Consider the following 22,941-nt stretch of genomic DNA (forward strand, 5'->3'; position numbering starts at 1 on the left):
CACCACAGCAAGTTGCGGTTCGTGACGCCACAGCAACGCCATACCGGTCAGGATGAAGCCATACTGGCCCAACGTAAAGAACGAATTGAAGCCGCGAAAGCAGCCAACCCAAACCGTTGGGGAAAACGTGAAGTGCGAAACTGCGAACCAGTAGGGCCGACAACGCTAAACCCGGAAAGAGAGTCAGTTAAAGAAGTAGAAAAACAGGCCGCTTAAAACGGTCAATGGTGACAACTAGCTTGAAAAACGCCGCTTTTAGACATATCCTCAGTTTCGATGTCTTTCCCATGTAACGCAAACGCTTGTACCAAAAAGGGGAAATTACAATTTGGATTAGCGTTATCGTTGACTGATTGTTCTCTAATATTATTACCCTTAGGGTTTGGGGCTATGAAATATGCTGCAGCCACAGCTTTTTTACCAGTGTATCCTATTGTACGTTCTATTTTTGCAGCCAGGTCCTTGGATGTGATTGTTGATTTACAATTATTTGAGAAAAGTTGATAACCTAACGCTGCTAATTGATCAAGATCACTCTTATCACGCAAATCCTCTGGAATGTAGTAAGGACTATCAGAGGGGATAGAATCCAGATCATTCTTTATAAAATTGAGAATGTCTGACTCATAGACGGCTAATGAATCGAAGGTAATATCAATCCCAACTACGTCATTTAGCGTGCTATTATCTTTAGCCCAATAATCAACGGCTTTATTGGTAAATAGGATTTCACCACAAGAGGCGGATTTCAGGACGGTACGGGAAATTGGTTTGTCATCAATCGTCTGAATATTAGACTTTTCACTTCGGCGAGTTTCTACTGCTAAATTCAATTCACCATTGGAGTCAAAAATCATGATTAAATCTAATTTATTGATTCTTATGCTTTTGTGTGTAAGTAAAATGGATAGTTCATTTGCTCCTAGACCACCGTAGCTGACCCCCTTTATGAGTTGGACATCAGTGATTTTTTGAAGATCTTTTTCAAACTGTTGTTCCTTATCCCTTTTAGCATCACTGTAAGGAATGAAAGGCCTTACTTCCTGTGATTTTTTTATTTCTCCTTGTATCCATTTAAGTAGATCATCACTCGCGCGTTTGATAACCCATGCATTCTTATTATCAGGCACCCTGAAAAATATCGGCATATCCTTATCCATCAAAAATTTTATGACAGAGGCGGTACTTTTATTCAAATTGACTGACGATAGCTGAACCACTCTTTCCATAGACTTATATCCTTAACTGTTTGCTATTTCTGCTACTAATAGCAGAAATAGCAAACAAGGTCCCTGTGTGTCAACCTAAGCCTGAGCCAACTGATTTTGAGATAACATATAAGTCAGGGCACTCAGGAGAACGAAAATACCGAAATCAGCCACCACAGCCGATCCCAAGGTTGAGCCAATACCCGAGCTGGAAAAGCGGGGACGCAGAGTAAACATGAAGAAATCACTTAATACAGTAAGGCTCACTTGTTGGATGGATGTTTTGACTAGGCAAAGTGTTAACAATGCTAAACTTGATGGCAACACATATTAGAGCTTAAATTCTTAAGTGTAAAAAACACAAACACCCCAGTCGTTGGGATTTAAGCAAACAAGTTTACTTTAGTGATTTTCATTCATTTTTAACTTATATAAAAGCCAGGAGGGCCCTTTTTAGTCACTCTTCAAAGATAACCATTCTAGCCCCTGCTCTGCAAAGACAAATAATCTATCACTATAACCTTGAGAGATCACACTACGGATGATCTCAGGGTCAATATTCAGATAATCATGTACCAGTGCACTACGCAGGCCTATCACTTTACGCCAGCCATTTAATTCATCAGCTGGTTGTGCTCCTCGTTGACACAGGATCTCAAATGCTTGGTAGGCATCCTGCGGACTATGTCCAGCCAGTGCCTTAGCCCAATGTTTTGCAATGCCAATGCAAGCTTCAATAGAGACCTGTAGTGTTCGCTCTGCTGCTCGATATTCGAGATTAGATAAGGAACGCTGACTAAGTAATTGACGTAACTCTCCAAGCTCGGCTTGATACCGGCTAAGGCTTAAACGCAATGACGTGATATAGGCATTATCCGACATAATACAACTATTCCTTTATAGACTTTGGGCAGAATAATCGAGTTCCATTTGCGACATTATGCGAGACTCTTCTTGCATTCTTCGGCCTTCATCTCGACTAAAGATAAGTTTGTTAGCATTAATGATACCAAAGGCCAGAGGGATTGGTGCTAGATTGATATCGACGACGGAAAGCTTCCCTTCGGCTAGCCCCAATGCCCTTTGCCAATCCATAGCAAGCAATTCAGCTCTAATACGAGTATCAAGCACACTCTCCGCCTTTACGGGATCGAATGCGACGGCTAAATCCCAATCACTATGCTCGCTAGCATTTCCTTTAGCCTGCGAACCATACAGCCATAATACCGCCACCTTCGGATGGCTTGCAGCTAAAGCGCTTAGTTGGTGCAAATACTGGCTCTGCTCGATAGTCATTGGCTTGGCTTTAAGTTGGTCATGATGTAAGTGTACCAATCCTGAGTCGGAGTTAACAGGTTAGATTCGTGTGTCACATCCCTTAACCTTTTGACTCAGGGAGATAATCTCTATTCGGCCTTAACAGGTCATGCCCCTAATTTTCTTGAACCCGCTGTTACTGACAAAGAGCCAACTGCTGCAGTGGCAATATGATTGCTCCACCACTCCATTAACTTGGTCCGTCGCTCTAAATAGGTAGTGCGATTATAGGCGCTGCGGATTTGATTTTTATCTACGTGGGCTAACGCTGCCTCAATAACATCACCATCAAAGCCTTGCTCGTTTAAGGTAGTGCTTGCCAGCGAGCGTAAACCATGACCCGTTGTTCTTCCCTTTAATCCCATGCGCCCTAATGCTTTGTTAATGGTTTCAGGATCTGTGTGCTTTTGAGGATCTTTAGATGACGGGAAAACGAATTGGCTGTGTTCACTAATCGGCTTAACAGTCTCGAGTATCGCGAGGGTATGCTCTGTAAGCGGGATAATATGCTCACGATTCATTTTCATGCGTGATTCAGGAATAGTCCAAAGTTTGGCATCAAAATCGATTTCTTCCCAACGGGCTCCGGCCGCTTCATTTGGCCTGGTCATTGTGTGCAATTGCCATTCAATCAAACACCGGGTCGTTAACAATAAATTGGCGTTTGCGACGGTCTGCAGTAATTCAGCTAGCTCTGCTGGTTTTAATGCCTTCAGATGCTCCACTTTGCTTTTTCTAAAAACTTCTCGAATACCTGACAACGGATTGGCATGAATGTAACCAGAGTTAACCGAATAGTTCATGATTTCATTCAGTAACTGAGCGGTACGTTTAACCGTTTCAAGATGCCCTTTCTGTTCAAGGGGCTTGAGCGCGGCAATGGCTATAGGAGCCGTGAGTCTACTAATCGCAATACTCCCCAGCTTAGGGAAGGCATACAGCTCAAGCTTGCGCCAATTACCTTCGATGGTTTTAGCTTTAATACTGCCCTGCTTTGAGTCCATCCACATTTGCGCAATATGCTTGAGAGTTTGAGCGTTTTCTGTTGCTGCTTTTAATTTGTTTTCAACTTTAAGTAATTGAGGGTCGATGCCTTCGGCCAAGTTTTTTCGCGCTTCTAGCGCTTTATCTCGCGCCTCAGCCAAGGATACGTCAGGATATGAGCCTAAACCAAAATAGGTGGGTTTGCTGGTGGAGGGACGTATGTATCTAAATTCCCAAGTTTTCCCTGCAGTGCGCACATAGAGATAGAGATTGCCACCATCTGACAATCTATAGGGCTTTGCTTCCGCTTTAGCATTGAGCACCGCTTTTGCAGTCAGCTTATTTGTACTCCTTCCCATACCGTTCTACCCCCTCAAATTAAGCCCCAAAGTAATGCTTGATTTTGGCATTATTTCGCACTCTAAAATCAAGCATTACTTATCACTGAATAAATTTAGATAAATCAGGATATTGCCAAGTTAAATCTGGGCCATAAAATCGAGAAAATCAAGTAAAAAAACGGCATAAAAAATGGGTATTTTTTGAAGTCAAAAGTAATGCCAAAATTTGCCCAATTTCCTTGGCATTACTTTTGGCATTACTAAAGATTTCGGATGCAGTAGGATGTCATTAAACAATATAGGATGGTAAGTTATTGAATTTCATGAAAAATAGATAAGAAAAAAGACGCCCTAGGACGTCTTTAAACTTGAATTTGGCGGTGAGAGAGGGAGTCGAACCCTCGAATCACACCTTTTTCTAACAAACCCCATAAAATCATAGTATTGTGCACCTTGATTTTTTCAGATTGTACCAGCTTTTTGTACCACTTGAAACACCTAAGGAGCACGACTAACAAGTCGACTCCTTCATTATTATAGCGATCAAGTTCATAGCTAAAGAATAAACGCCTTGATAAAACCTAACGACAAACATAAGTTATGTTCGATTTTTAAGGAGTTTCAAACATAACCCATTTAAGCACAATATTTGAAGGACTTATCTGATGTGCAATGTAAAAATACTGTTTACAGTAATACTATTAACATTATCAATCACAGCATGTGGAGGTAGTAGCTCAAATGATGTTCCAGATGTACCAACTACTCCAGATGTACCGACCACTCCAGATGTACCAATAATTCCCCCTCTAAATCCTCAAGTGACTCTTACAGCAAGTACTGATCAAATACTCGTTGGTAAAACTTACACTTTAACTTGGATTCTGAAAGATGTGAGTAGCTGTACGCTATCTGGTGCAATTACCCAGACAGTAACTTCTAACGGCTCAGCAACAATAACTCCGACTCAGCAAGGGCTGCAAAAAAACATTATTGATTGTGGTTCAGTTTCCTCTAGTGTAAATGTAAATGTGTTACCGCTAACCCCTCAAGTGACTTTAACTACGTCTACTGAACAAGCTATTGTTGGTAATTCTTATACTATTAGTTGGGTCTTAAAAGATTTGAGCAGTTGTTCTTTATCTGGGGCTATTACTCAAACTGTAGAAGAAAGTGGGTCAGCCCAAATAACCCCAACACAACAAGGTGAACAAAAAACCACCATAGAATGTGGCGAAGTATCATCTAGTGTATCTGTTAATGTACTACCTGAATTTGTTGCAATACCTGATCCTGTTTTTGCAGATGCTTTATCACGAATAGGTCACCCTATCCACAACGGGCAAATGTCAACATTAGACGCACTCAATATAACGATGTTGTGTATTACTTCTAAGCAAGGATTTTATGGCGTTGCAGATAGTAATAATACTGCCATCTTCACAAATACAAGCGTACCAGACTCAGGGGTACGTTGTGCTTATACGAACGAATATATCACTGATGCAACTGGCCTAGAGAGCTTTTTGAATCTTCGGACTATACGCTTAGAGCACCAACAGATAGAACAAGTCAATTTATTAACCTTAAAAAACTTGTACTTACTATCACTATGGGGAGATCCTATTAAGGAAATCAATTTAGCAAATAACACACAATTAGCTTTTCTTGGCCTCAGTGAAACAAGTTTAACAACAGTAGATACTTCTAGACTGATGGATTTAGAGGAAGCAGCCCTACAACAAGATGGGGATCGGCAGTTACTACCATACACTCTAAGTAATGGCACCTTAGTTACTGGGTTTTCAAATGTTGATTTCTCCCAAAATCAGAAAATAAAACGAGTCTACCTAGACAACAACCCGTTAATTGATCTTGGGATTAGCAAGAATAAAGATTCATTACGAGAAATTTGGGCAAATGGTACTAACGTCGAATCATTAGACCTTTCAGGATACAAATACCTAAACTACATCATACTAAATGACAGTAAGAACTTGAATTATCTAAATCTCTACGGAGTAAACTATGATTCAGTGCCATATCGCCTATATTTGAATAACGAGCCAAGTCTTACTGAAATTATTGTCAAGAATAGAGATGCTTACATTAAAGCTAGAGATGAGCAGAAAATTTACATTGACTCTAGTATTAATATTGTTGAAGGAAAATAGCTTACATATACACAGTTTAAGATATACACGATTTATTTCTTGAAATCAATGAAGAGAGTGTCACCTATATGTCTGTTCTAGCATATTTGATGGCATCTCTTCTACCAAATAAACTGAAGTATTATCGAGATTTTGAGGCTTCCAAGACTTGATCGCTTGCGTCATTAAATGCAGGATCCGACACCATAAACCTAACAGCTCGGTCTTTATCCGTTGCATTACAAGACATGCGGTCTAACGCACCTCTTGCCAGTACATCAGCACTCCATTTCAGATCGTCAAAAACAGGCCTAATCTGTGGTTCAGTTCGACCAACTGAGCGTAATACTGCACTGATATTCTTCTCCCATAATGTAGCCTCAACATACACTGTAATCTCAATTAAAGCCCATTCTTGCTTGAGTTCTGTTGGTGACCTAGTTTTACATGCGGAGGCAATTTTCTCCCACATATAGAGTTTTTGTAGGTTGCTTGCCATATCCTCAATTCCTGCCTTTACAGGCAGTGAAAATACAGTTCCTACTAGGAGTAATAGGATGACGAAATCCCTTGGTTTACGCATAATTTCTCCAAAAAAAAGCCATCAATTTGATTAATGGCTTTGGCTGTTATTTAGAAGGCACCAGCTTTTTTGGCCGCTAAAAGAGCTTCCTTTGCGATTTCATACATTGGGTCTGAAACCATTTTTTTGACTAGATAATTTTTGTCTGACTCGTCGCAACGTACATCTGAGTATTCTTCTTGTGACAACTCTTTACCAGCCTTCATATATTCTTCAAAAAAGCGAGCTTCAGATTTATATTTATTTTCCCATGCGACTGTCTCAAAGAAGAACAAAGCACTCATAAACGTCCAATCTTGTTGAAGTGCTACAGGTGCTTTAGTTATGCATTCTAAACTCACCTGCACCCATGCGTGTAATGTAATCAGATGTGCTCCTAACTCTTCATCCGATTTAGCTTTAACCTGAAATGAACAAGATCCATAGATAATTGATAATAAAATAAATAAACATTGTGACTTAGGCATGTTTCCTCCCAAAAAAGCCATCAATTTGCTTGATGGCCTTAGGTTTTTTTATACTTTTGAATAGATACCAAGACTTATATAGTAGTTGTTACTTAATAATTTCTGTTGTTTTTTTATAGATATCCATCCCCATATACCTACTACAACGGCAAGAATTCCCTCCCAGTCAGAAATCAAGTCAAATAAATTTTTGCTACTTAATGAATGAAGTCTTAGTGGTAAATAAATCTGAATATAAAACCCGGCACAGAGATTTAGTACACCGTATGTCGCCAGAATAAAGAATAATATAGCGATTGTTTGTAACTTTAGATGTTTTTTACGAAATTCTATATGCGATAAGTCCACATTATACGATGCACTAACTTGAAACCATCTTAACCTTACGGAGATATTCCATATACCAACAAGGGATAGAACCACTGTCAACGTAAGAATAAATCCTTCAATTGAAGCAATTGGAGTTAGGAGTAATGCTATTATGGGAAATGCTTGCTTTACTGCGTTAAAGTTCGAATAATCAACTATTAGGAATATTGTACTTATCAGAAATAATGCCCCAAATACCGCATAGTAAATCTTTAATTGATTTTTTGTTTTCTCGCTCATAACTTATCCTTAGATGTTAATTGTTTTGCTATCCGTTGAACGCTGGACAAGCTGATATTCAGCCTCTTCGCCACTTCTGGCTTAGGCAAACCTTCTGCAAGCAACGGGGCAGCGTCTTTCGCCTTAGTGATTGCTGTGGGTTTACGTCCTTTATATTTTCCACGCTGTTTTGCGAGAGCTATCCCTTCTGCTTGCCGCTCTAACATCAGCTCTCGCTCAAATGTTGCGATGGCACCGACCATAGTCAGCATGAGCTTGCCTGTTGGGGTTGCTGTATCTATGCCTAGATTCTGGATTTGCAGTGAAACCTGTTTCTTGGCTAAGAACTCAGCTATCTCCAACAAGTGACGAGTGTTACGAGCAAGCCTGTCGAGCTTGGTGACAATCACAATGTCACCTTCTCTCACAAACTCAAGCATAAGTTGCAGTTGTGGACGGTCATCCTTTGCACCACTTACCTTCTCTTGGAACACTTTGTCGCAGCTCATCAATGCCTTTAGCTGGGCATCTAGGCTTTGTCCCGTGGTCGAGACTCTAGCATATCCAATTTCTGCCATTTGTGACTCCTGTTCAATAGAGCAAGGTATACTGACCAAGCCCTTCAAAAGGTCCAAAACAACCCATGTGACACGGTTATTGATGTGTTTACGACCGTGTCACATGGCCTTGGTTTATTGGTTATGAAAACAATGTGTTATTCAGATTCTTGATCTTCATCAACATCAATATTTGCCCAAGGTTCTTCATCTGAAAGGTAACGCTCAGCGAAGGCTTGGATGAGGATCGGCACTATGGTCAGCAGTGCAGCTTTAGCGACCTTTTTTAGTAACTCGTTAATGATGTTTCTCCTTCCTGATTGTCGTTCAGGCAGCCGAATGCCCACCACATGAACCCATGTAGTGAAACGCTGGCTGTCTTAATGGTGTTTGCGGGTTAATCCCAGTTGATGGTTATTTGGTAGAGATCATCTACCAGATAGCTTCTGAAGTTGGCTTCCCATAGCCGGTATAGGCCGCTGAAGTGGCTTAACGGATGATGACCAACATAAGCCTGATACCCTGAAGCCTCTGCAAAGTTGAAATCGATGTCCTTCTCTAATTCTGGGTAGTAACGTCCCTGATAGGCAAAGTCAGTGATATAGCAGAATTGCCACATGCTGGTAGTTGATGAATATTCCAAACGGATTTCGACCGGATGAAAGCCACCAGACTCAGCAGAATAGCTTGGATCACGAAAGTTAATCGTAACGGCTTTACTATTGATTGGTTTGTTAGCATCCACCAGCAATCGTTTGAGGATCTGGGCCAAACTAAGCGTGATAGGTAGTAATTTCCTTCCTGACTGAAGGTCAATCTGAATAGGCTGTTCAGTTGCCGTTGGCGTATTCATAACCATCCCCTTTCAGCAAACGAAACGACATCTTGATGACCAACAACAAAATGGTCTAACGCTGATACATCAATAGTTGCCAAGGCTGTCTTTAAACGCTCTGTAATACGTTTATCGGCCTCTGAGGGTTCAGGCATGCCTGAGGGATGGTTGTGGGCGAATATCACGGCAGCGGCGTTTCTATGCAGAACTATTTTTACCACCTCACGAGGATATACTGAGGCGGCATCTATCGTGCCGAAAAAGAGTTCTTCACAACTAATCAAACGGTGCTGGCTATCCAGTAGCAATACTGCAAATACCTCCCGCTCGTATCCAGCCATTTTCAGTCGAAGATAGTCTTTTACCAGTTGTGGAGAGGTGAATGCCTGCGGATTAGCTTGCAGGGTGTAGCGACTCTCCAAGATAGCAATGGCTTCCCTGATAACTGAGTCTGAAGAGTCGAGTTGATTACGGTGGGTTAATGTTGAAATAAGCATATATGTTTCCTGTATAGTTGATTTACATCAGGTTTCTTATGCCTTAGTTCATGGTAAAAAATGACGGTATAACTCAGTTGGCACCATCACCCACCGATTAAAATAGAAATATGGGGGGGTGACAAATACTGCCCCATTGAAACTTCAATCGGAGAAAAAATCATGCACGACGAATTAGTCTTAACCTACCCCCTTTTGCTTGTTGAAGGCAGATTTACGCCAGAAACAAGAGATCATCAAATTAACGAAGCCATCAAAAACCACAGTCCCTTCTTTACAGTTGAGATTGTCCCAGATAAACGAGGTACAGATCAGAAGATGATGCACCTTCAAGGAGAGGTGGCAATGGGTGCAGGGAGCTTTAGAGATCAAGATGCTATTAAAGCATTTCTCATTGAGAAAGGTTTTACCCCTGAGACTATCTCAATCACAAGGGATGGTAATCTATACGCGACTCATCCTAGAGAACATCTACCATATATGCACTGGATAGTCAGGCAGCTAGTCCATTTTCAGGCTTTTGGGGAATGGCTTAGCGTTAACTATTGGTATGGTGATTATCCAGACAGATAATGTGATACGAACCTTAGATAGACTCACCCACAAAGGCTTAAGGTGAGTCTCTAAAACCGCATTCGGTAGTGTTCATAATTCTGAATCACTTCTTTTTACCAAGACTTGGTAAGCCACCAGAACAAACCAATCTATTCCCGCCTCTATACTGATCCATTAAATCTGAACTTGAGTTATAGGCTTTGACACCCAATTGACGATTTAGATCAGTGAGGGCTTTTGCCCTTGATTTTGCTTTCTGTTTCTTCTGAAGTTGTTTTTGGAGATGTTCTAAAGCACGAGTAATGAGAACTAATCTTTTCAGCTGTAATTCTTTTTCGGATTCTGTTTTCTTGGTCTTTATTATCGTAGTGAGCCTAGCTTGCTCATCATGCAAATATGATAACGGTTTCTTTAATAACTCTGCGTATAACTTATGATGCTGACTTTGCACTGGTTGTTTTTTCGCCCAAGCAATCAAGTTATCATCAGGTGGTGTTTGGCTAGGAGTTTTTTTCTGCGATTTTACTGAATTTGGCACTATTACTGTAGAAGATAGTGATGGACTTTGAGTGTTCAAAGTAGTTGTAAGCGGTACAACCACAGACCAACGATGAACATTTACTAAGTGCTTCCACAAGTTCTTCTTGACGATTACTTCGTTACAAATTGCACACTTCAGTTTTTCCACGATATAGCTCCCAGTCTTCTATAAAGCACTTTTATTAGGAACAATCACTAACTTCTCACTTCTCGCCCTAGCCCCTTGAGCAAGATATCCAACAGAATATTTTGGATAGCTTTGGCCGCTTCGGGGCGAGCAAGATAATCCATCGACATCCCATGCTGAATGTCCATTCGTTCAATCACAGCTTGATCGGCCGCTTTAGGGAAGTCCCCCTGCATAATGGATTTACGGTCATTGTTGTGGATCTGGTCCATCACGACCTTATCTTCAGCAATTTTACTCGCCATGCCATGGAGCCAATCTAGCTTGTCGCCATCGGTAATGCCTTCGCCAAACAACTCATTCATCTTGACGAGGATTTCAGAGAGAAAGTCCTTTTTGTCTTTCTTAGGCGTCGCACTACCTAACCCTGTAATCCCATCAAGTCCTTCACCTCTGCCTTCCCTAAGCTCTAGGTCTTGAGTCCGTTTCTCCTTCAACTGGTAATGGCTAAGGACCAATCCATCAAGGTCAATCTCATCATCTTCCAACGCCTCTTCTCGCAGCAATGGCAGTAAATGTTTGGCAAAGGTACTGAGCTGCTCTAAGTCGATAGCATCAAACTGGGTTATCTGTGAGGCAAACTCATAGAAGCGGATATAGCTGTTAAGGTCCTTCTTGAACATCACCAACTGATTTCTAGCCTCTTCCGCTTCTGCAACACGTTTCTCGGCATTCGCTTTATCAACGTCTGTCCCTGCTTGCTTTATCTGCTTGAGTTGCTGCTTAGCGGTTCTCAAGGCATCGGTGGCCAGCAGATAGCGTTTACGGAAACGGTCTCTCGCCGGAGCAAGATAATGCAGCATATAATCGGTGCCACGTTTAGGGTCGAAGTAGCATGTCGCAAAGGCTTCGACTTCACTCCACAGGAATATGCCTTCATTCACGAGCTTGTGCTTCAGGTCATACACCAAGTTAGGATCAGACACAGTCTCAAGCTCTGCCGTTTCGTAATACTTTTGGAACTCTTCCAACACTTCCTGCGGCTCATTCACAAAGTCGAGTACAAAGGTACGATCCTTACCCGGATAAGTCCGGTTAAGCCGCGAGAGTGTCTGAATACAATCCACACCGGTTAACTTTTTGTCCACGTACATGGCACAGAGTTTTGGCTGGTCGAAGCCAGTTTGGAACTTATTCGCCACCAGCATCAGTTGGTAGCCATCGGTGTCGAATGCTTTACGCATATCTTGACCATTAAGATCTGGATTCATGCTCCGCTCGGTATGCCCAACAGCAGTCTCAGGGTCAATCACTTCACCCGAAAAGGCCACCATTGCCTTTATCTGGTGATAGCCTTGTTCCTTAACGTATTTATCAAATGCGAGCTTATACTTGACGGCTTCAAGGCGACTGCTAGTTACCACCATCGCTTTGGCTTGATGATTGAGTAAATGAGCCACATTTGCCTTAAAGTGCTCAACTATCACTTGCACCTTTTGGCCTATGTTATGTGGATGCAGCCTCATCCAACGGTTAAGGGTTTTCTTGGCTTTTTTGCTATCGACTTCCTGTTCGGCGTTACCACCTGCCATCGCCATCCGATAAGCCAAGCTGTAACTGGTGTAGTTACGCAGCACATCGAGAATATAGTTCTCCTCAATCGCCTGCCGCATACTGTACACATCAAAAGGCTTAGGTTTGTTGTCATCACTAAGCGGCATCATAGGGTTTTCTGGCCGCCCAAATAACTCTAACGTCTTACCCTTTGGGGTCGCCGTAAAGGCAAAGTAGCTGATGTTTTTGCTGCCACCACGGGCGGCGAGCGTCATGTTCATCACATCTTCAGCACTGAGTTCTTCATTGTCCTCAAGCTGCTCTGCCATCAACACTTCACGCAGTTGTCTTGCCGTGCTGCCGCTTTGGCTCGAATGGGCCTCATCGGCAATTACCGCAAAGGTACAATCCTTTAAGCTGGTGGCTTCTTGAATCGCCTTTAGCACATAGGGGAAGGTCTGAATCGTCACCACAATAATGGGTGTACCACTTGTCAGCGAAGCGGCTAACTGTGCCGATTTACTGCCATCACCTTCATCGCGGTTAATCCGGCTAATCACCCCTTCAGCATGCTCAAATTGCGAGATAGTTTCTTGTAGCTGGCTATCAAGCACTGTACGGTCAGTAATCACAATCACCGACTTAAAGATTTTATTGCCATCATGGTCGTATAACGAGGCGAGCTGGTGGGTAAGCCAAGCAATCGAGTTAGACTTACCCGAACCTGCAGAATGCTGAATAAGGTACTTTTGACCAGTCCCTTCTTGCTCAACCTGTGACAATAGCTTTTGCACTACATGCCACTGGTGATAGCGGGGAAATATCATGGTTTCTTTTTTAGTGACTCGGCCTAGGGCATCCTCTTCCCGCTTCACTTCAAGGTGAATATAACGCCCTAAAATTCGTAACCAGTTATCCGGTGAAAAAATTTCACCCCATAAATATTCAGTGGCAAATCCTTGGCCATTTTCGGGCTGTTCGTTCCCCGCACCACCTGCTTTCGTCCCCTTGTTAAAGGGCAAAAAGTAAGTGTTTTCGCCAGCCAGCTTGGTCGTCATCGCGACTTCAAACTGATTCACTGCAAAATGCACTAACGCCCCACGGCGAAACTTCAGTAGCGGCTCATCTTTGTTACCAGTTTTGACTTGGCGATCTTTACGGTACTGCTGCTTGGCATTCTCAAGGCTTTGCTTAAAGCAAGACTTGAGCTCTAAGGTCGCAACGGGTAAGCCATTAACAAATAAGGTGAGGTCTAAGCGACCATCATAACCATTAGGGCTGTACACCAGCTCAGGCACCACCCGCAAACGATTGGCGTGATAACGGCTCAGTAACTCAGGGTTCAGCCCATGATCAGGCATAAAGGTGGCTAAACGGAGTCTGGCACCACGGTCTTCAAGGTGATTGCGTAGCAGCCAAAGCGTGCCTTTATCGGCATGATCTAAATGCCTAACCACCGCATTGAGTAGATACTTTTCGGTTTCTTGGGGGTAAATCTTGGCGTATTTATCCCATGCTTCCGGTTGGCTTTGCTGCACATAAGCGAATACATCTTCAGGGTAGAGAGCACGTTCACGGTCGTAATGGGCAGAATCCCCCAGTAACCATCCCTGCTTTAGCAATGCTTGAATGATATAGTCCTGAAAGGCTTTTTCACGGGCTTTCGCATCCATGCTCATAGGGCTTGTTTCTCCTGTTGTGCTAACCAATTAATACCTTGATGGACAAAGTTAAAGAGAGCTTCGGTCTCGTTTCGAGCAATCATATTGGGGATTATCTTAGGGTCAAGATCCTGTGCTTGATGGATTAGGTCGTCCCTAAGTTCAATCAACTTCCCCCAATAATCTAAGCTCGGCATTGGTAAGGCATTACCCCTACTTTTCTTCTCGTTTAAGCACTCAAATGCTTGATAAGCATCTTGCGGGCAATCCCCCGTAATCGCCTTAGCCCAATGCTTGACCACACTAATACAACTCACTAGCAATAGTTGAATCAGTCGCTCAGCCGCTCGATATTCCAGAGCCGATAACACACGATGTCTCAGTAATAACCTCAGCTCCACCAGCTCAGATTGATAGCGGTTTAGGTTGGATCGTAGGGACAAGATATAAGTGTTATCGGTCATCAATATTAGCTTCCCTTCATGTAGGCATAATCGCTCATCAAAAACGGTCGGCGATACTATCTAATAAATCGCTAAGAATATTATGTGAGTGGGTTTGAAAAATCGATGAGCCCTTCCTGCCTCTACATGGAACTGTAAAGGAGGATGAATACCTAAAGTCAAAATCATTTGAGAGTAAAAAGGCATCTTCGGGGAAATAGTCTTCACCAAGAAGAATGACCAATAAATAATCAAACCCCTTTTCCAAATGTGTTACCCTTGCAGGGCTTTTACTAATCCGAGAAGTTTTTACTTGACATTTAAAGACTTCCTTTTCGGTTCTGACAGCGATATCCCACGATTTTTCAGTTGCCTTACCATAGAATACTTCAGCATCAGGATTGCAATGACGTAAGCAAACATAGGCAAAATACTCTCCAATTTTACCCACATTCATTGGGCCACTTGGAAGCAGGTTATTAGACTCCGCTTGTAGTTGCTCAAGTTTAACCAAAGCACTCAAATATTGGTCCATCACTTGGTTAACCTCTTGGACAGTAGCCCAATCAACAACATCATGACTTAGCACACTTAAGTCGTTATGCATTGGGTCGTTCCCAATTTCTAAGGTCTATTTTCCCTGTTACGGCGGCCGAGATAAGGGAATATCTTCTTTCATTCATAAAATCAATAGCTTGAATAGCTTTACTGGTTAGCAGATCTATCTTCGACACTGAGTCATAAACGTGTTTAACGATGCTTTCTTGCTCATTTAATTGAGATGGATAGCAAATCAAGGGCGATAATACATCGGAGTTAGATAAATTTGCTTGCTTAGTTCCTGAAGGCATTGAGTAGATTTGACTTAAATAACTGTCTGACAACAGTAGCAACAGCATAAAATCAGGGTTGATTTTTGATTGATTAAGATTGAACTTTGCTACACGTTGGTTTAGTAACGAATCTTCATCTGCATCGTACCTAACCGCAAAACCATAATCACGCTTCCCTAAAGTTCCCGTTAATGACATTAGCAAATCACCCTTAGAAACTTTAAAAACTGCATGACTTTTAGAAAATCCTATTGGTAGGAACGTGGGGTCACGTTCTAATTGCAATCGACTTTGATACAAGTTTCCTATTTTGATCAACTGTATCCCAGAATCGACGAAATCATCGCTGCTAAATGCAAAGCCCCCACTAACACTCGATACGTACTTAACGCGACTAACTGTCCAATGCTCTGGCACTTGGCCGAGCCACTCGACGCCAGAGTCTTTCATGGGGACGTTGGGGTTGAGACCTTTAGTGACGGCGTGGGAGATAACGGCTTGGCGTTTCTCTTTAAGCAGTTCAATCAGCCGCTGCTGCTTTGCTATCAACTGGTCAATTCTAGCGGTTTCGTAGTCTAAAAAGGCCACTACAGATTGTTGTAGTTTCAATTCTGGAGCTGAAATTTTTAGAGATGATACCTTTTCCTGATTAATGTTTGGCTGGCCACCACCTGAAGACAACCCAATAATTTCATCTCTAAACGCACGCAACCAATAAAAAACATACTTATTGTCAAGAGTTGCAGACTTGGTAAGCACACAGCAAGCTTGATTTGTCGTTGCTTCAATATCTAACAACCCCAAGCGCCCTATGGTTGCACCATACATGGCCATAATTAACGAGCCCTTAGGATAAACCTTAAGAGCACTGAATTTAGAAATTGCTTCGCGGGTTACATTTTTTGAGGTTGAAGCAACCAAATTTTCTCTTAGTTCCCCAGTAGTCACCCACGGAACTCCGTCACCATACCATTCATCTTCGTTACTTGGAGGTGTAGTTCCAGACCCTATTGATTGATAGGCGTGGGCTAATTTCCACATATCCCAATCTAAGGGGATTGGGCCTACCCAATCAACACAGGAATTCTTGTATTCAGGATAAGCCACATACTTATCGCTCATACTCGCCCCCAAAATGTCGGTTGGCTGATAATCAAAAAGATCACGAATGCACCTCCGCCAATAGCTGCATAATATCCTTCGCTACGGCATCCAGATCGGCATCGATTTCCTCTAATGAACGTGGTGGCTGATACTGGTAGAAATGGCGGTTAAAGGGGATCTCATAGCCCACCAGCCCAACCTTGCCATCAAGCGGGTCGGTTTTGCTGGTATCAATCCACGCATCGGGCACATGGGGCAATACTTCCCGCGAAAAGTAAACGTCAATATCCTCATTGAGCGGTACGTTTTCGTTATCTCTTAGGTCTGTGGCAGGTTCACGCTCACCCTTGGTCTTACAAACTTCGGCGGTATCATCCTGCTCGCCTAGATTGCTGAAAATCAGCTTTAGCACGGTAGCAGGTAACTTGCTGGTGGACACGGCAGCGAATGCCTTGCTAAATGCCTTTTTGAAGGCATCGCGGGATAAGTATTTATCCTGCGGCATAGCCGCTAAAGCGGACAAAATTCCTTGCTGTAGCTCAGCATCCAATTTTGCCCACGCATTTTGCTGCTGAAGACTATTAAGCCGCTCAGCATCATGGGGATAGAGGGCTAACTTTAATGGCCGTTCAACGGTGATACGGCGATAGCCAAAGTCAGTAATGTTGAAAATCTTGGCGATGGGGCTTTGCTCATAACGGCTGTAGAGATCCACAATCGTGCTAATGGCATCATCGTCGAGGAACTTACGTTTGCTACCAAGGGATTTACGCATGCTGGAATGCATATCGCTGGCGTTGATCAGCAATACCTTACCTTTGCGTTCTGCTGGCTTATGGTTTGACAGCACCCAAATATAGGTCGCAATGCCGGTGTTATAGAACATATCGGTTGGCAGTGCGATCAGGGCATCGAGTAAATCTCGCTCCAGAATATAACGGCGGATCTCACTCTCCCCACTGCCCGCCCCTCCGGTAAATAACGGTGAGCCGTTGAGGATAATCCCAATACGGCTGCCTTCAGATTTATCGGTTACGGGTTTCATCTTGCTGATTAAGTGCATCAAGAACAGCAAGGAACCATCAGACACCCGAGGCAAACCTGCCCCAAAGCGGCCATTAAAGCCCTTTAGCTTATGCTCATCGTTAATGCGTTTTTCGACCTTCTTCCAATCCACCCCAAACGGTGGGTTAGACAGACAATAATCGAAACGCTCAAATTCGAGTTGGTCATCCGACAGGGTATTACCCAGCTTAATGTTGCTGATGTCCTGCCCTTTGATCAGCATATCGGCTTTACAGATAGCATATGACTCAGGGTTTAGCTCTTGGCCATAGGTGGCTAAACGGGCATTTTCATTGATTTCTTTGAGGTATTCCATCCCCGAGGATAAGAAGCCACCCGTCCCCGCAGTGGGGTCGTAGATTGAACGCACAACACCGGGCTTTGTCAGGGCCGCATCGTCACCGCTAAAGACTAAGGAAGTGGTCAAACGGACGATATCCCTAGGGGTAAAGTGTTCCCCTGCGGTCTCGTTAGAACTTTCGGCAAAACGGCGGATAAGCTCTTCAAACACTAAGCCCATATGGTAGTTGTCTACGGCTTCGGGCGACAGGTCAACCTCGCGGAACTTCTGCACTACTTGGTAGAGGATGTTGGCATCATCAAGACCGTAGATAGTGTTGACAAAATTGAAGTGTTCGAAGATTTCCCTTGCATCCTTTGAGAAGGCTCGCACATAGGCGTCAAGGTTATCCCCTGTATTGTTCTCACCGAGGCGATTGAGGTTAAGCGGTGATGCGTTATAGAAGTTTTGCCCTGCTGCATTCAGCAGCAGTTTCTCACGGGCATTTTCGGGTAAAGCTTTAGTGGCCTCAGCTTGAGCCAGTACATTGTCTTTGGTGGCTTCTAATACGCATTCGAGGCGACGTAACACAGTAAACGGCAGAATAATGCGACCATATTGAGACTGTTTGAAATCGCCGCGAAGAAGGTCGGCAACTGACCAGATAAAACTGGCAAGAGAACTGATACTGATATGTTCCATAATGGCCCTGTTGGCTGCTTTACTTATTCCGTGAGCAGCTCTATAAAAACAATAACAAAAAGTGCCGAGAGTCTACCAATCATCCCCTTGAGTGAACAGTTGTTATTTCACAGTTTGCGGCTAATTATCCGCTCGACGACTGCTATTTTCTCCCTGCCGATTTTGCTGCTGATTTCTGCCAACTCAATCTCCATCAAATGCAAGTAATATTGCCCTATTTGACAGTTTTACTGTTTTTATTTGCTGATTTTTAATTGATTTTCTAAAAATAGCTATAGAAAAGTTAATAGAAATACTTTAGTCAGTCTGCTGATTTATTGGCAGTTGATGGAGGTTAGTGAATCAGACGGGGAAAGCTAACTATTAACCTATCCAGTGAATGCTTGCATGGCTTACAAACAACACTTCAATATTAAAATTCACTACAAAATAATCATTAACAAAAATTAATGTTGGTCTTTATACGCAATAATTCGTCACTATCTCGGATTTGTCCATTTTCGGGAAAATCATGGTATTGAACTCTCACATAAAATCATTAAATTATAGATAAGGGTGTGACATACATGGCACCACGGGAGTTCCAAATGTTTAATGAAGACGTTACCACAGAAGGCTCTATAGCAGCTGCCAGCTGCCATAACGCTGCTTATCGCCTGCCCTTTGAGTTGTTCAATGACCAGCTTGGACAGACAATTTATGAGATCAGCAGAATGTCAACTATTGATGGCTGGTTATTAGGTGGAGAAGTCAGTCTTGCAAGAGCCTTAGTCAAACGCTGTGGCTACTCAATTAGAACAGCAAGAAGGCATATTAAACGCTTGGAACAATCCGGGTTGCTGATTAGCACCCCACAACTAACCCTCGCTGGATTGCATGGGAACAACCTCTATAAGCGGTTATTTAACTAAGCATAGAGGAAATGCCCCGACTGGGTAATAAACGGAAAGAATACCCAGTCGGGGAAGAGCTTCAGTAAAGCTCGATGGCCAATTACAGACTAACTACTTCATTATTATTTTAGTCTGTGGCCACAGTTTAGGAGATGTCCAAATGACATCACAGACTCGTTTTACCACGGAAAATCAACCAGTAACATCTAAGTACATCAACTTTGCAGAAGTAAAAGGCAACTTTTCTTTACCAGAGGTAGTATCAGCCGCTCTAAACACTAGTTACAAATCATGTGGGACTGATATCTATCAGCTTGAGCCTGATGAGTGCCCTAACTGTGGGCATAAAGGATGTTTTAAGATAATTTGCCAAGATGCCGAAGATGAGCATTATCATTGCTTCTCATGTGAAGTTCATGGCGATATTTTTAATTTCCTCGTTGATTTTGAATTTGCAGAGAATCTCTTAGATGCAGCAAAAAAGCTCATTCAAAACGAGATTGAAGCATTAACAGTTATACAGGCTCCAAGACCCAAGAAAACAGAGGTGGAAGCAGAAAGAATTGAGCTTACCGCTGAGCAATTTGCTCGTCGTCAAGCGCTGTATATCGCCGCTTGGGAGTATTACTTTGAGCCGATGATGGACGATAAGAGCCTCCCTCTTAAATCAATCATGACTCAGCGAAAGCTAAGCCAAAACGTACTGATTGACTATGAAATTGGTTACTCACACGGGGCTCTTTGGCGTTATCTTATTGATCGTGGCTTCTCTCTTGAGGAGATATACGCTTCAGGACTCGTCAAAGAGAGTCCACAATCCCCATATGATATTTTCCCTAAAGGGGTCTATATCTTCCCGCATTATGATGAATCGGGAACTATTTGTCGTTTTACCCTCAAAGATCCTGCAAAAAAAGTGATATGTCAGCTTCCTAAACTGTTCTGGCTGAACAATATCCAGTTCTATGGGCAACATACTATGAACCGCCAAGGCACTGTAGCGATTGTCGAAGGTGAATTTGACCTACTGGCTCTTGTCGATCATGGATGGCGAGGCCCTGTACTGGCGTCAAATGGACAAATTAGCCAAGCACAGCTAATGTGGATTAAGGAAAAATTACAAGATCGAGATGTGGTTACCTTCTTCGATAGTGATACCGCGGGTGATAAGTATCGAGATAAGCTTACTCAGCTTGATTTACCGTCACTTGTCCATGTCACCTTACCAGAAGGTCAAGGCAAGGACATTGACGACTATTTAAGGCGTGAAGATGCTTTATCACTCGAGGAACTGGTTAATCAATACGGTGCAAGCCAGCAGTCTGTTGAAGTAATCTGTGAACCTGCTGTAAAGCATGACAACACTTCGACAGACCCTGTGTCTGTGTCTGTGTCTGATGAACCTATCCCCGAGATCTGGGCTAACTTCAACGAAGACTCACTGAATGATGTGGGTAATGCTGACCGATTAAAAGCGATCACCAACGACAGCATGATGTACGTACCAGAACTTAACAGCATAGTTAACTTTAATGGCAAACATTGGACTCCATCAAGCGGAAAGGAGCTTGAATATACCCGATGTGTTGGAGAACGTCTTATCAATCAAGCTGGTAGTATGTTAGAAGAAGCAATACAAACCAAAAATAAGACTAAGTTAGCTGAAGCAGAGCAATTACAAAAATTTGGCCGAATGACGCTTAATCGTAAAAAAATGATGGATATGCTAGAAATCTTCAAGTCAGGCAATCAGATATCTTCGAACTGCTTCGATGCTAATCCTATGCTGCTTGGAGTAAACAATGGCGTATTAGACTTAGCTAACGGAAAACTATTACCTGCACAGAAAGAAATGTACATCAGCCGCTGTGGGGATGTTCATTTCGATAGCTCAGATGGTTGCCCTCGTTGGTTACAGTTCATTGATGAAATCACCTGTGGCGACAAAGAATACGCTAAGTTTTTACAACGCATAGTTGGTTACATGCTAACCGGACGAACAGACGAACAGGTACTGTTCTTCCTCCACGGTCATGGCTGTAATGGTAAGAGCACCTTTATGAACGTGATACAGCGATTAATGGGAAGTTATTATCATCAGATCGATAGTAGTGTTTTGCTGCAAACCAATAACGGTAATACAGGCCCTAACCCATCCTTAGTTAAGCTGGATGGTAGTCGTGTAGTTGTGGCTAATGAATTACCTGAAGGCTCTAGGATGAATGAAAACCTAGTGAAATCTATGACTGGTGATGATGTGATTGTCACTCGTCAACTCTATGCCAAGGTAGAATTAGAATACCGTCCGAAGTTTAAACTCATCATGATAGGTAACCACAAGCCCGTGATTCGTGATACGAGCCTCGGCATGTGGCGAAGAATGATCATGCTTCCATTCAATGCGAGTTTCAGTCAGGAACAGATGGACCCACGATTAATGGATAAGCTATATGCTGAACTCTCAGGTATCCTCAATTGGGCTCTAGAAGGCGTTCAAATGTGGCTAAAGGATGGCATTAAAGCCTCGATTCCCAATTCGATAAAGTCAGAAATCGCAGAGTATCGTCACGAGTCAGACTTACTCGCGATATTCCTTGAGGAATGTACCTGTAAGGGGGATTTTACCTATACAGATATGCTATATGATGCCTTTAGAAAGTGGGCTGAGCGTGATGGCGACTGGAAGATGACCCGTAATATCATGACCAAACGGCTGGTGGAGAAAGGCTTTGAGAAAGGCCGACACAACAGTAAAGCCATGATTAAGGGAATTATCTTAAAACCAATATTTGATGACATAATCGAACTCGATCCTGAGCCACGGCAAGCTTCAAAACCGTTGTGGAGCTCAGCTAGCTGTATTTCGCCGGATCAGTATACTGTCTAACGGTTAATCTATAACCAATTGAAGAGAGGCCCTAGAGCCTCTCTTTTACCATCATTTCATTAGGACTCAATATTTATATGCAGATAAATCGCACAGTAGCCAGAGGACAGAATGACCTCATCAAACGACTTACAAGCCATTAAGGTACTGAGCGTAAAGGATGTCTGCAAAGTCTGTCTCTGTAATCTCTTGAAGCACTAAGTCACGCACAGCATTTGCTAGCAGCTCGTTATCCTCTGTAATTTCATAGTCGTTGAGAGACAAGTATTCGAGTGCGACTGCTAAGCCTGTTCGCTTATTTGCATCAGGACAAGCGTGAGATACCGCAATGCAAGCAGTATATTTGGCAGCAATCTCGAACACATCATCTAAGCCTTGGTAGACAATCGCATTATCGATACGGCTTAACGCTCCCTGAAGTTTAGGAATATCAACCGCACCTTTCATGCCGGGTTCTGTCGATAGAATTAACGCATTAATTTCGACAACTCGTTCAAAAGGAAAACAGATGATATCCATTACATATCAGCCAACTTTTGGAAAGTTTTAGGATGGGTTCTTAATGCTAGTTTTGTTTCAGACTTCACGATTTGACGCCCAATATCACCAGATAAATCAAGTTGCTTGGTCGCTTTAATCTTCGGTCTTGTAACCGCTTGAACACCGTAAACTTCTAATTTTCGATTCATAATCTCATACCTTCATGAGCTTCGACTTGCCAACAGTATAGCTTGATACTGCAAGGAAAAATATAGTAACGAACGAAG

23 protein-coding genes and 1 pseudogene are annotated in these 22,941 nt (G+C 42.7%); 5 read left to right on the forward strand and 19 right to left on the reverse strand.

The genetic code is table 11. From position 1 onward, the window contains the following. A pseudogene (locus L5M10_RS12425) lies at positions 1-216 on the forward strand (IS3 family transposase); the annotation flags it as partial. Positions 217-221: 5 nt separating this feature from the next. Here the strand turns inward: L5M10_RS12425 and L5M10_RS12430 are convergent. From L5M10_RS12430 to L5M10_RS12445, 4 genes are all read right to left on the reverse strand, one after another. Next, complete coding sequence (locus L5M10_RS12430; protein ID WP_263255358.1) at positions 222-1,229, reverse strand: hypothetical protein; 1,008 nt, start codon at positions 1,227-1,229, stop codon at positions 222-224. A 432-nt stretch (positions 1,230-1,661) separates the two neighbouring features. Continuing rightward, positions 1,662-2,090, reverse strand: coding sequence for a type VII toxin-antitoxin system HepT family RNase toxin (hepT, locus tag L5M10_RS12435; protein ID WP_248084371.1), 429 nt, complete (start codon positions 2,088-2,090; stop codon positions 1,662-1,664). Positions 2,091-2,105: 15 nt separating this feature from the next. Next, positions 2,106-2,504: a type VII toxin-antitoxin system MntA family adenylyltransferase antitoxin gene (mntA, locus tag L5M10_RS12440; protein ID WP_083948204.1), complete on the reverse strand. Its 399-nt coding sequence runs from the start codon at positions 2,502-2,504 to the stop codon at positions 2,106-2,108. Between the two features lie 128 nt (positions 2,505-2,632). Next, the gene (locus L5M10_RS12445; RefSeq protein WP_076500109.1) at positions 2,633-3,868 is read right to left on the reverse strand and encodes a tyrosine-type recombinase/integrase; all 1,236 of its coding nucleotides are present in this window, start codon (positions 3,866-3,868) and stop codon (positions 2,633-2,635) included. Between the two features lie 647 nt (positions 3,869-4,515). Here L5M10_RS12445 and L5M10_RS12450 point away from each other — a divergent pair. Beyond that, on the forward strand, positions 4,516-6,024 hold the full coding sequence (locus L5M10_RS12450; RefSeq protein ID WP_263255362.1) for a hypothetical protein: 1,509 nt from the start codon (positions 4,516-4,518) through the stop codon (positions 6,022-6,024). A 121-nt stretch (positions 6,025-6,145) separates the two neighbouring features. On the opposite strand, the gene L5M10_RS12455 is transcribed toward L5M10_RS12450, so the two are convergent. From L5M10_RS12455 to radC, 7 genes are all read right to left on the reverse strand, one after another. Next, complete coding sequence (locus L5M10_RS12455; RefSeq protein ID WP_263255363.1) at positions 6,146-6,586, reverse strand: hypothetical protein; 441 nt, start codon at positions 6,584-6,586, stop codon at positions 6,146-6,148. A gap of 50 nt (positions 6,587-6,636) precedes the next feature. Then, positions 6,637-7,053, reverse strand: a complete 417-nt coding sequence (locus L5M10_RS12460) for a hypothetical protein (protein ID WP_263255364.1) — start codon at positions 7,051-7,053, stop codon at positions 6,637-6,639. Positions 7,054-7,101: 48 nt separating this feature from the next. Then, complete coding sequence (locus tag L5M10_RS12465; protein WP_263255366.1) at positions 7,102-7,662, reverse strand: hypothetical protein; 561 nt, start codon at positions 7,660-7,662, stop codon at positions 7,102-7,104. Next, positions 7,659-8,219: a recombinase family protein gene (locus L5M10_RS12470; RefSeq protein WP_248065855.1), complete on the reverse strand. Its 561-nt coding sequence runs from the start codon at positions 8,217-8,219 to the stop codon at positions 7,659-7,661. The genes L5M10_RS12465 and L5M10_RS12470 overlap by 4 nt, the downstream gene beginning before the upstream one ends. Positions 8,220-8,356: 137 nt before the next feature. Then, positions 8,357-8,545 carry a hypothetical protein gene (locus tag L5M10_RS12475; RefSeq protein WP_105252320.1) on the reverse strand — a complete coding sequence of 63 codons (189 nt, stop codon included), beginning with the start codon at positions 8,543-8,545 and terminating at the stop codon, positions 8,357-8,359. 50 nt (positions 8,546-8,595) lie between these two features. After that, positions 8,596-9,051, reverse strand: coding sequence for a DUF2787 domain-containing protein (locus L5M10_RS12480; RefSeq protein WP_105252319.1), 456 nt, complete (start codon positions 9,049-9,051; stop codon positions 8,596-8,598). Further along, on the reverse strand, positions 9,048-9,530 hold the full coding sequence (gene radC / locus L5M10_RS12485; RefSeq protein WP_198573313.1) for a RadC family protein: 483 nt from the start codon (positions 9,528-9,530) through the stop codon (positions 9,048-9,050). Before radC ends, L5M10_RS12480 begins: the two co-directional genes overlap by 4 nt. Positions 9,531-9,692: 162 nt before the next feature. On the opposite strand from radC, the gene L5M10_RS12490 reads away from it, so the two are divergent. Then, the gene (locus tag L5M10_RS12490) at positions 9,693-10,103 is read left to right on the forward strand and encodes a hypothetical protein (RefSeq protein WP_263181875.1); all 411 of its coding nucleotides are present in this window, start codon (positions 9,693-9,695) and stop codon (positions 10,101-10,103) included. Positions 10,104-10,188: 85 nt separating this feature from the next. Here the strand turns inward: L5M10_RS12490 and L5M10_RS12495 are convergent, their stop codons facing one another. The 6 genes from L5M10_RS12495 to L5M10_RS12520 are packed head-to-tail and all read right to left on the reverse strand — an operon-like array spanning position 10,189 to position 18,394. Further along, positions 10,189-10,773: a hypothetical protein gene (locus L5M10_RS12495; RefSeq protein ID WP_263255367.1), complete on the reverse strand. Its 585-nt coding sequence runs from the start codon at positions 10,771-10,773 to the stop codon at positions 10,189-10,191. Between the two features lie 47 nt (positions 10,774-10,820). Next, entirely contained in the window at positions 10,821-13,985 is a 3,165-nt protein-coding gene (locus tag L5M10_RS12500; RefSeq protein ID WP_263255368.1) for a type I restriction endonuclease subunit R, read from the reverse strand. Beyond that, positions 13,982-14,431: a HepT-like ribonuclease domain-containing protein gene (locus L5M10_RS12505; RefSeq protein WP_263255369.1), complete on the reverse strand. Its 450-nt coding sequence runs from the start codon at positions 14,429-14,431 to the stop codon at positions 13,982-13,984. The genes L5M10_RS12500 and L5M10_RS12505 overlap by 4 nt, the downstream gene beginning before the upstream one ends. 37 nt (positions 14,432-14,468) lie before the next feature. Further along, a complete protein-coding gene (locus L5M10_RS12510; protein WP_263255370.1) occupies positions 14,469-15,017 on the reverse strand; it encodes a hypothetical protein in 549 nt (182 codons plus the stop codon). Beyond that, positions 15,010-16,365, reverse strand: a complete 1,356-nt coding sequence (locus tag L5M10_RS12515) for a restriction endonuclease subunit S (RefSeq protein ID WP_263255371.1) — start codon at positions 16,363-16,365, stop codon at positions 15,010-15,012. Before L5M10_RS12515 ends, L5M10_RS12510 begins: the two co-directional genes overlap by 8 nt. Positions 16,366-16,405: 40 nt before the next feature. Next, complete coding sequence (locus L5M10_RS12520; protein WP_263255372.1) at positions 16,406-18,394, reverse strand: class I SAM-dependent DNA methyltransferase; 1,989 nt, start codon at positions 18,392-18,394, stop codon at positions 16,406-16,408. 587 nt (positions 18,395-18,981) lie between these two features. On the opposite strand from L5M10_RS12520, the gene L5M10_RS12525 reads away from it, so the two are divergent. Both L5M10_RS12525 and L5M10_RS12530 read left to right on the forward strand, forming a co-directional pair. Next, positions 18,982-19,305: a helix-turn-helix domain-containing protein gene (locus L5M10_RS12525; RefSeq protein WP_259482691.1), complete on the forward strand. Its 324-nt coding sequence runs from the start codon at positions 18,982-18,984 to the stop codon at positions 19,303-19,305. Positions 19,306-19,447: 142 nt separating this feature from the next. Next, the gene (locus L5M10_RS12530) at positions 19,448-22,174 is read left to right on the forward strand and encodes a phage/plasmid primase, P4 family (RefSeq protein WP_263255373.1); all 2,727 of its coding nucleotides are present in this window, start codon (positions 19,448-19,450) and stop codon (positions 22,172-22,174) included. Positions 22,175-22,303: 129 nt separating this feature from the next. Here L5M10_RS12530 and L5M10_RS12535 read toward each other — a convergent pair whose 3' ends face one another. Together L5M10_RS12535 and L5M10_RS12540 are read right to left on the reverse strand one after the other, a co-directional pair. Continuing rightward, entirely contained in the window at positions 22,304-22,693 is a 390-nt protein-coding gene (locus L5M10_RS12535) for a type II toxin-antitoxin system death-on-curing family toxin (RefSeq protein ID WP_220777600.1), read from the reverse strand. After that, on the reverse strand, positions 22,693-22,863 hold the full coding sequence (locus tag L5M10_RS12540; RefSeq protein ID WP_259482689.1) for an acetyltransferase: 171 nt from the start codon (positions 22,861-22,863) through the stop codon (positions 22,693-22,695). The genes L5M10_RS12535 and L5M10_RS12540 overlap by 1 nt, the downstream gene beginning before the upstream one ends. Between the last annotated feature and the right edge of the window lie 78 nt (positions 22,864-22,941).

It is taken from the genome of Shewanella sp. SM32, assembly GCF_025654235.1.
Lineage (GTDB): Bacteria > Pseudomonadota > Gammaproteobacteria > Enterobacterales > Shewanellaceae > Shewanella > Shewanella oncorhynchi.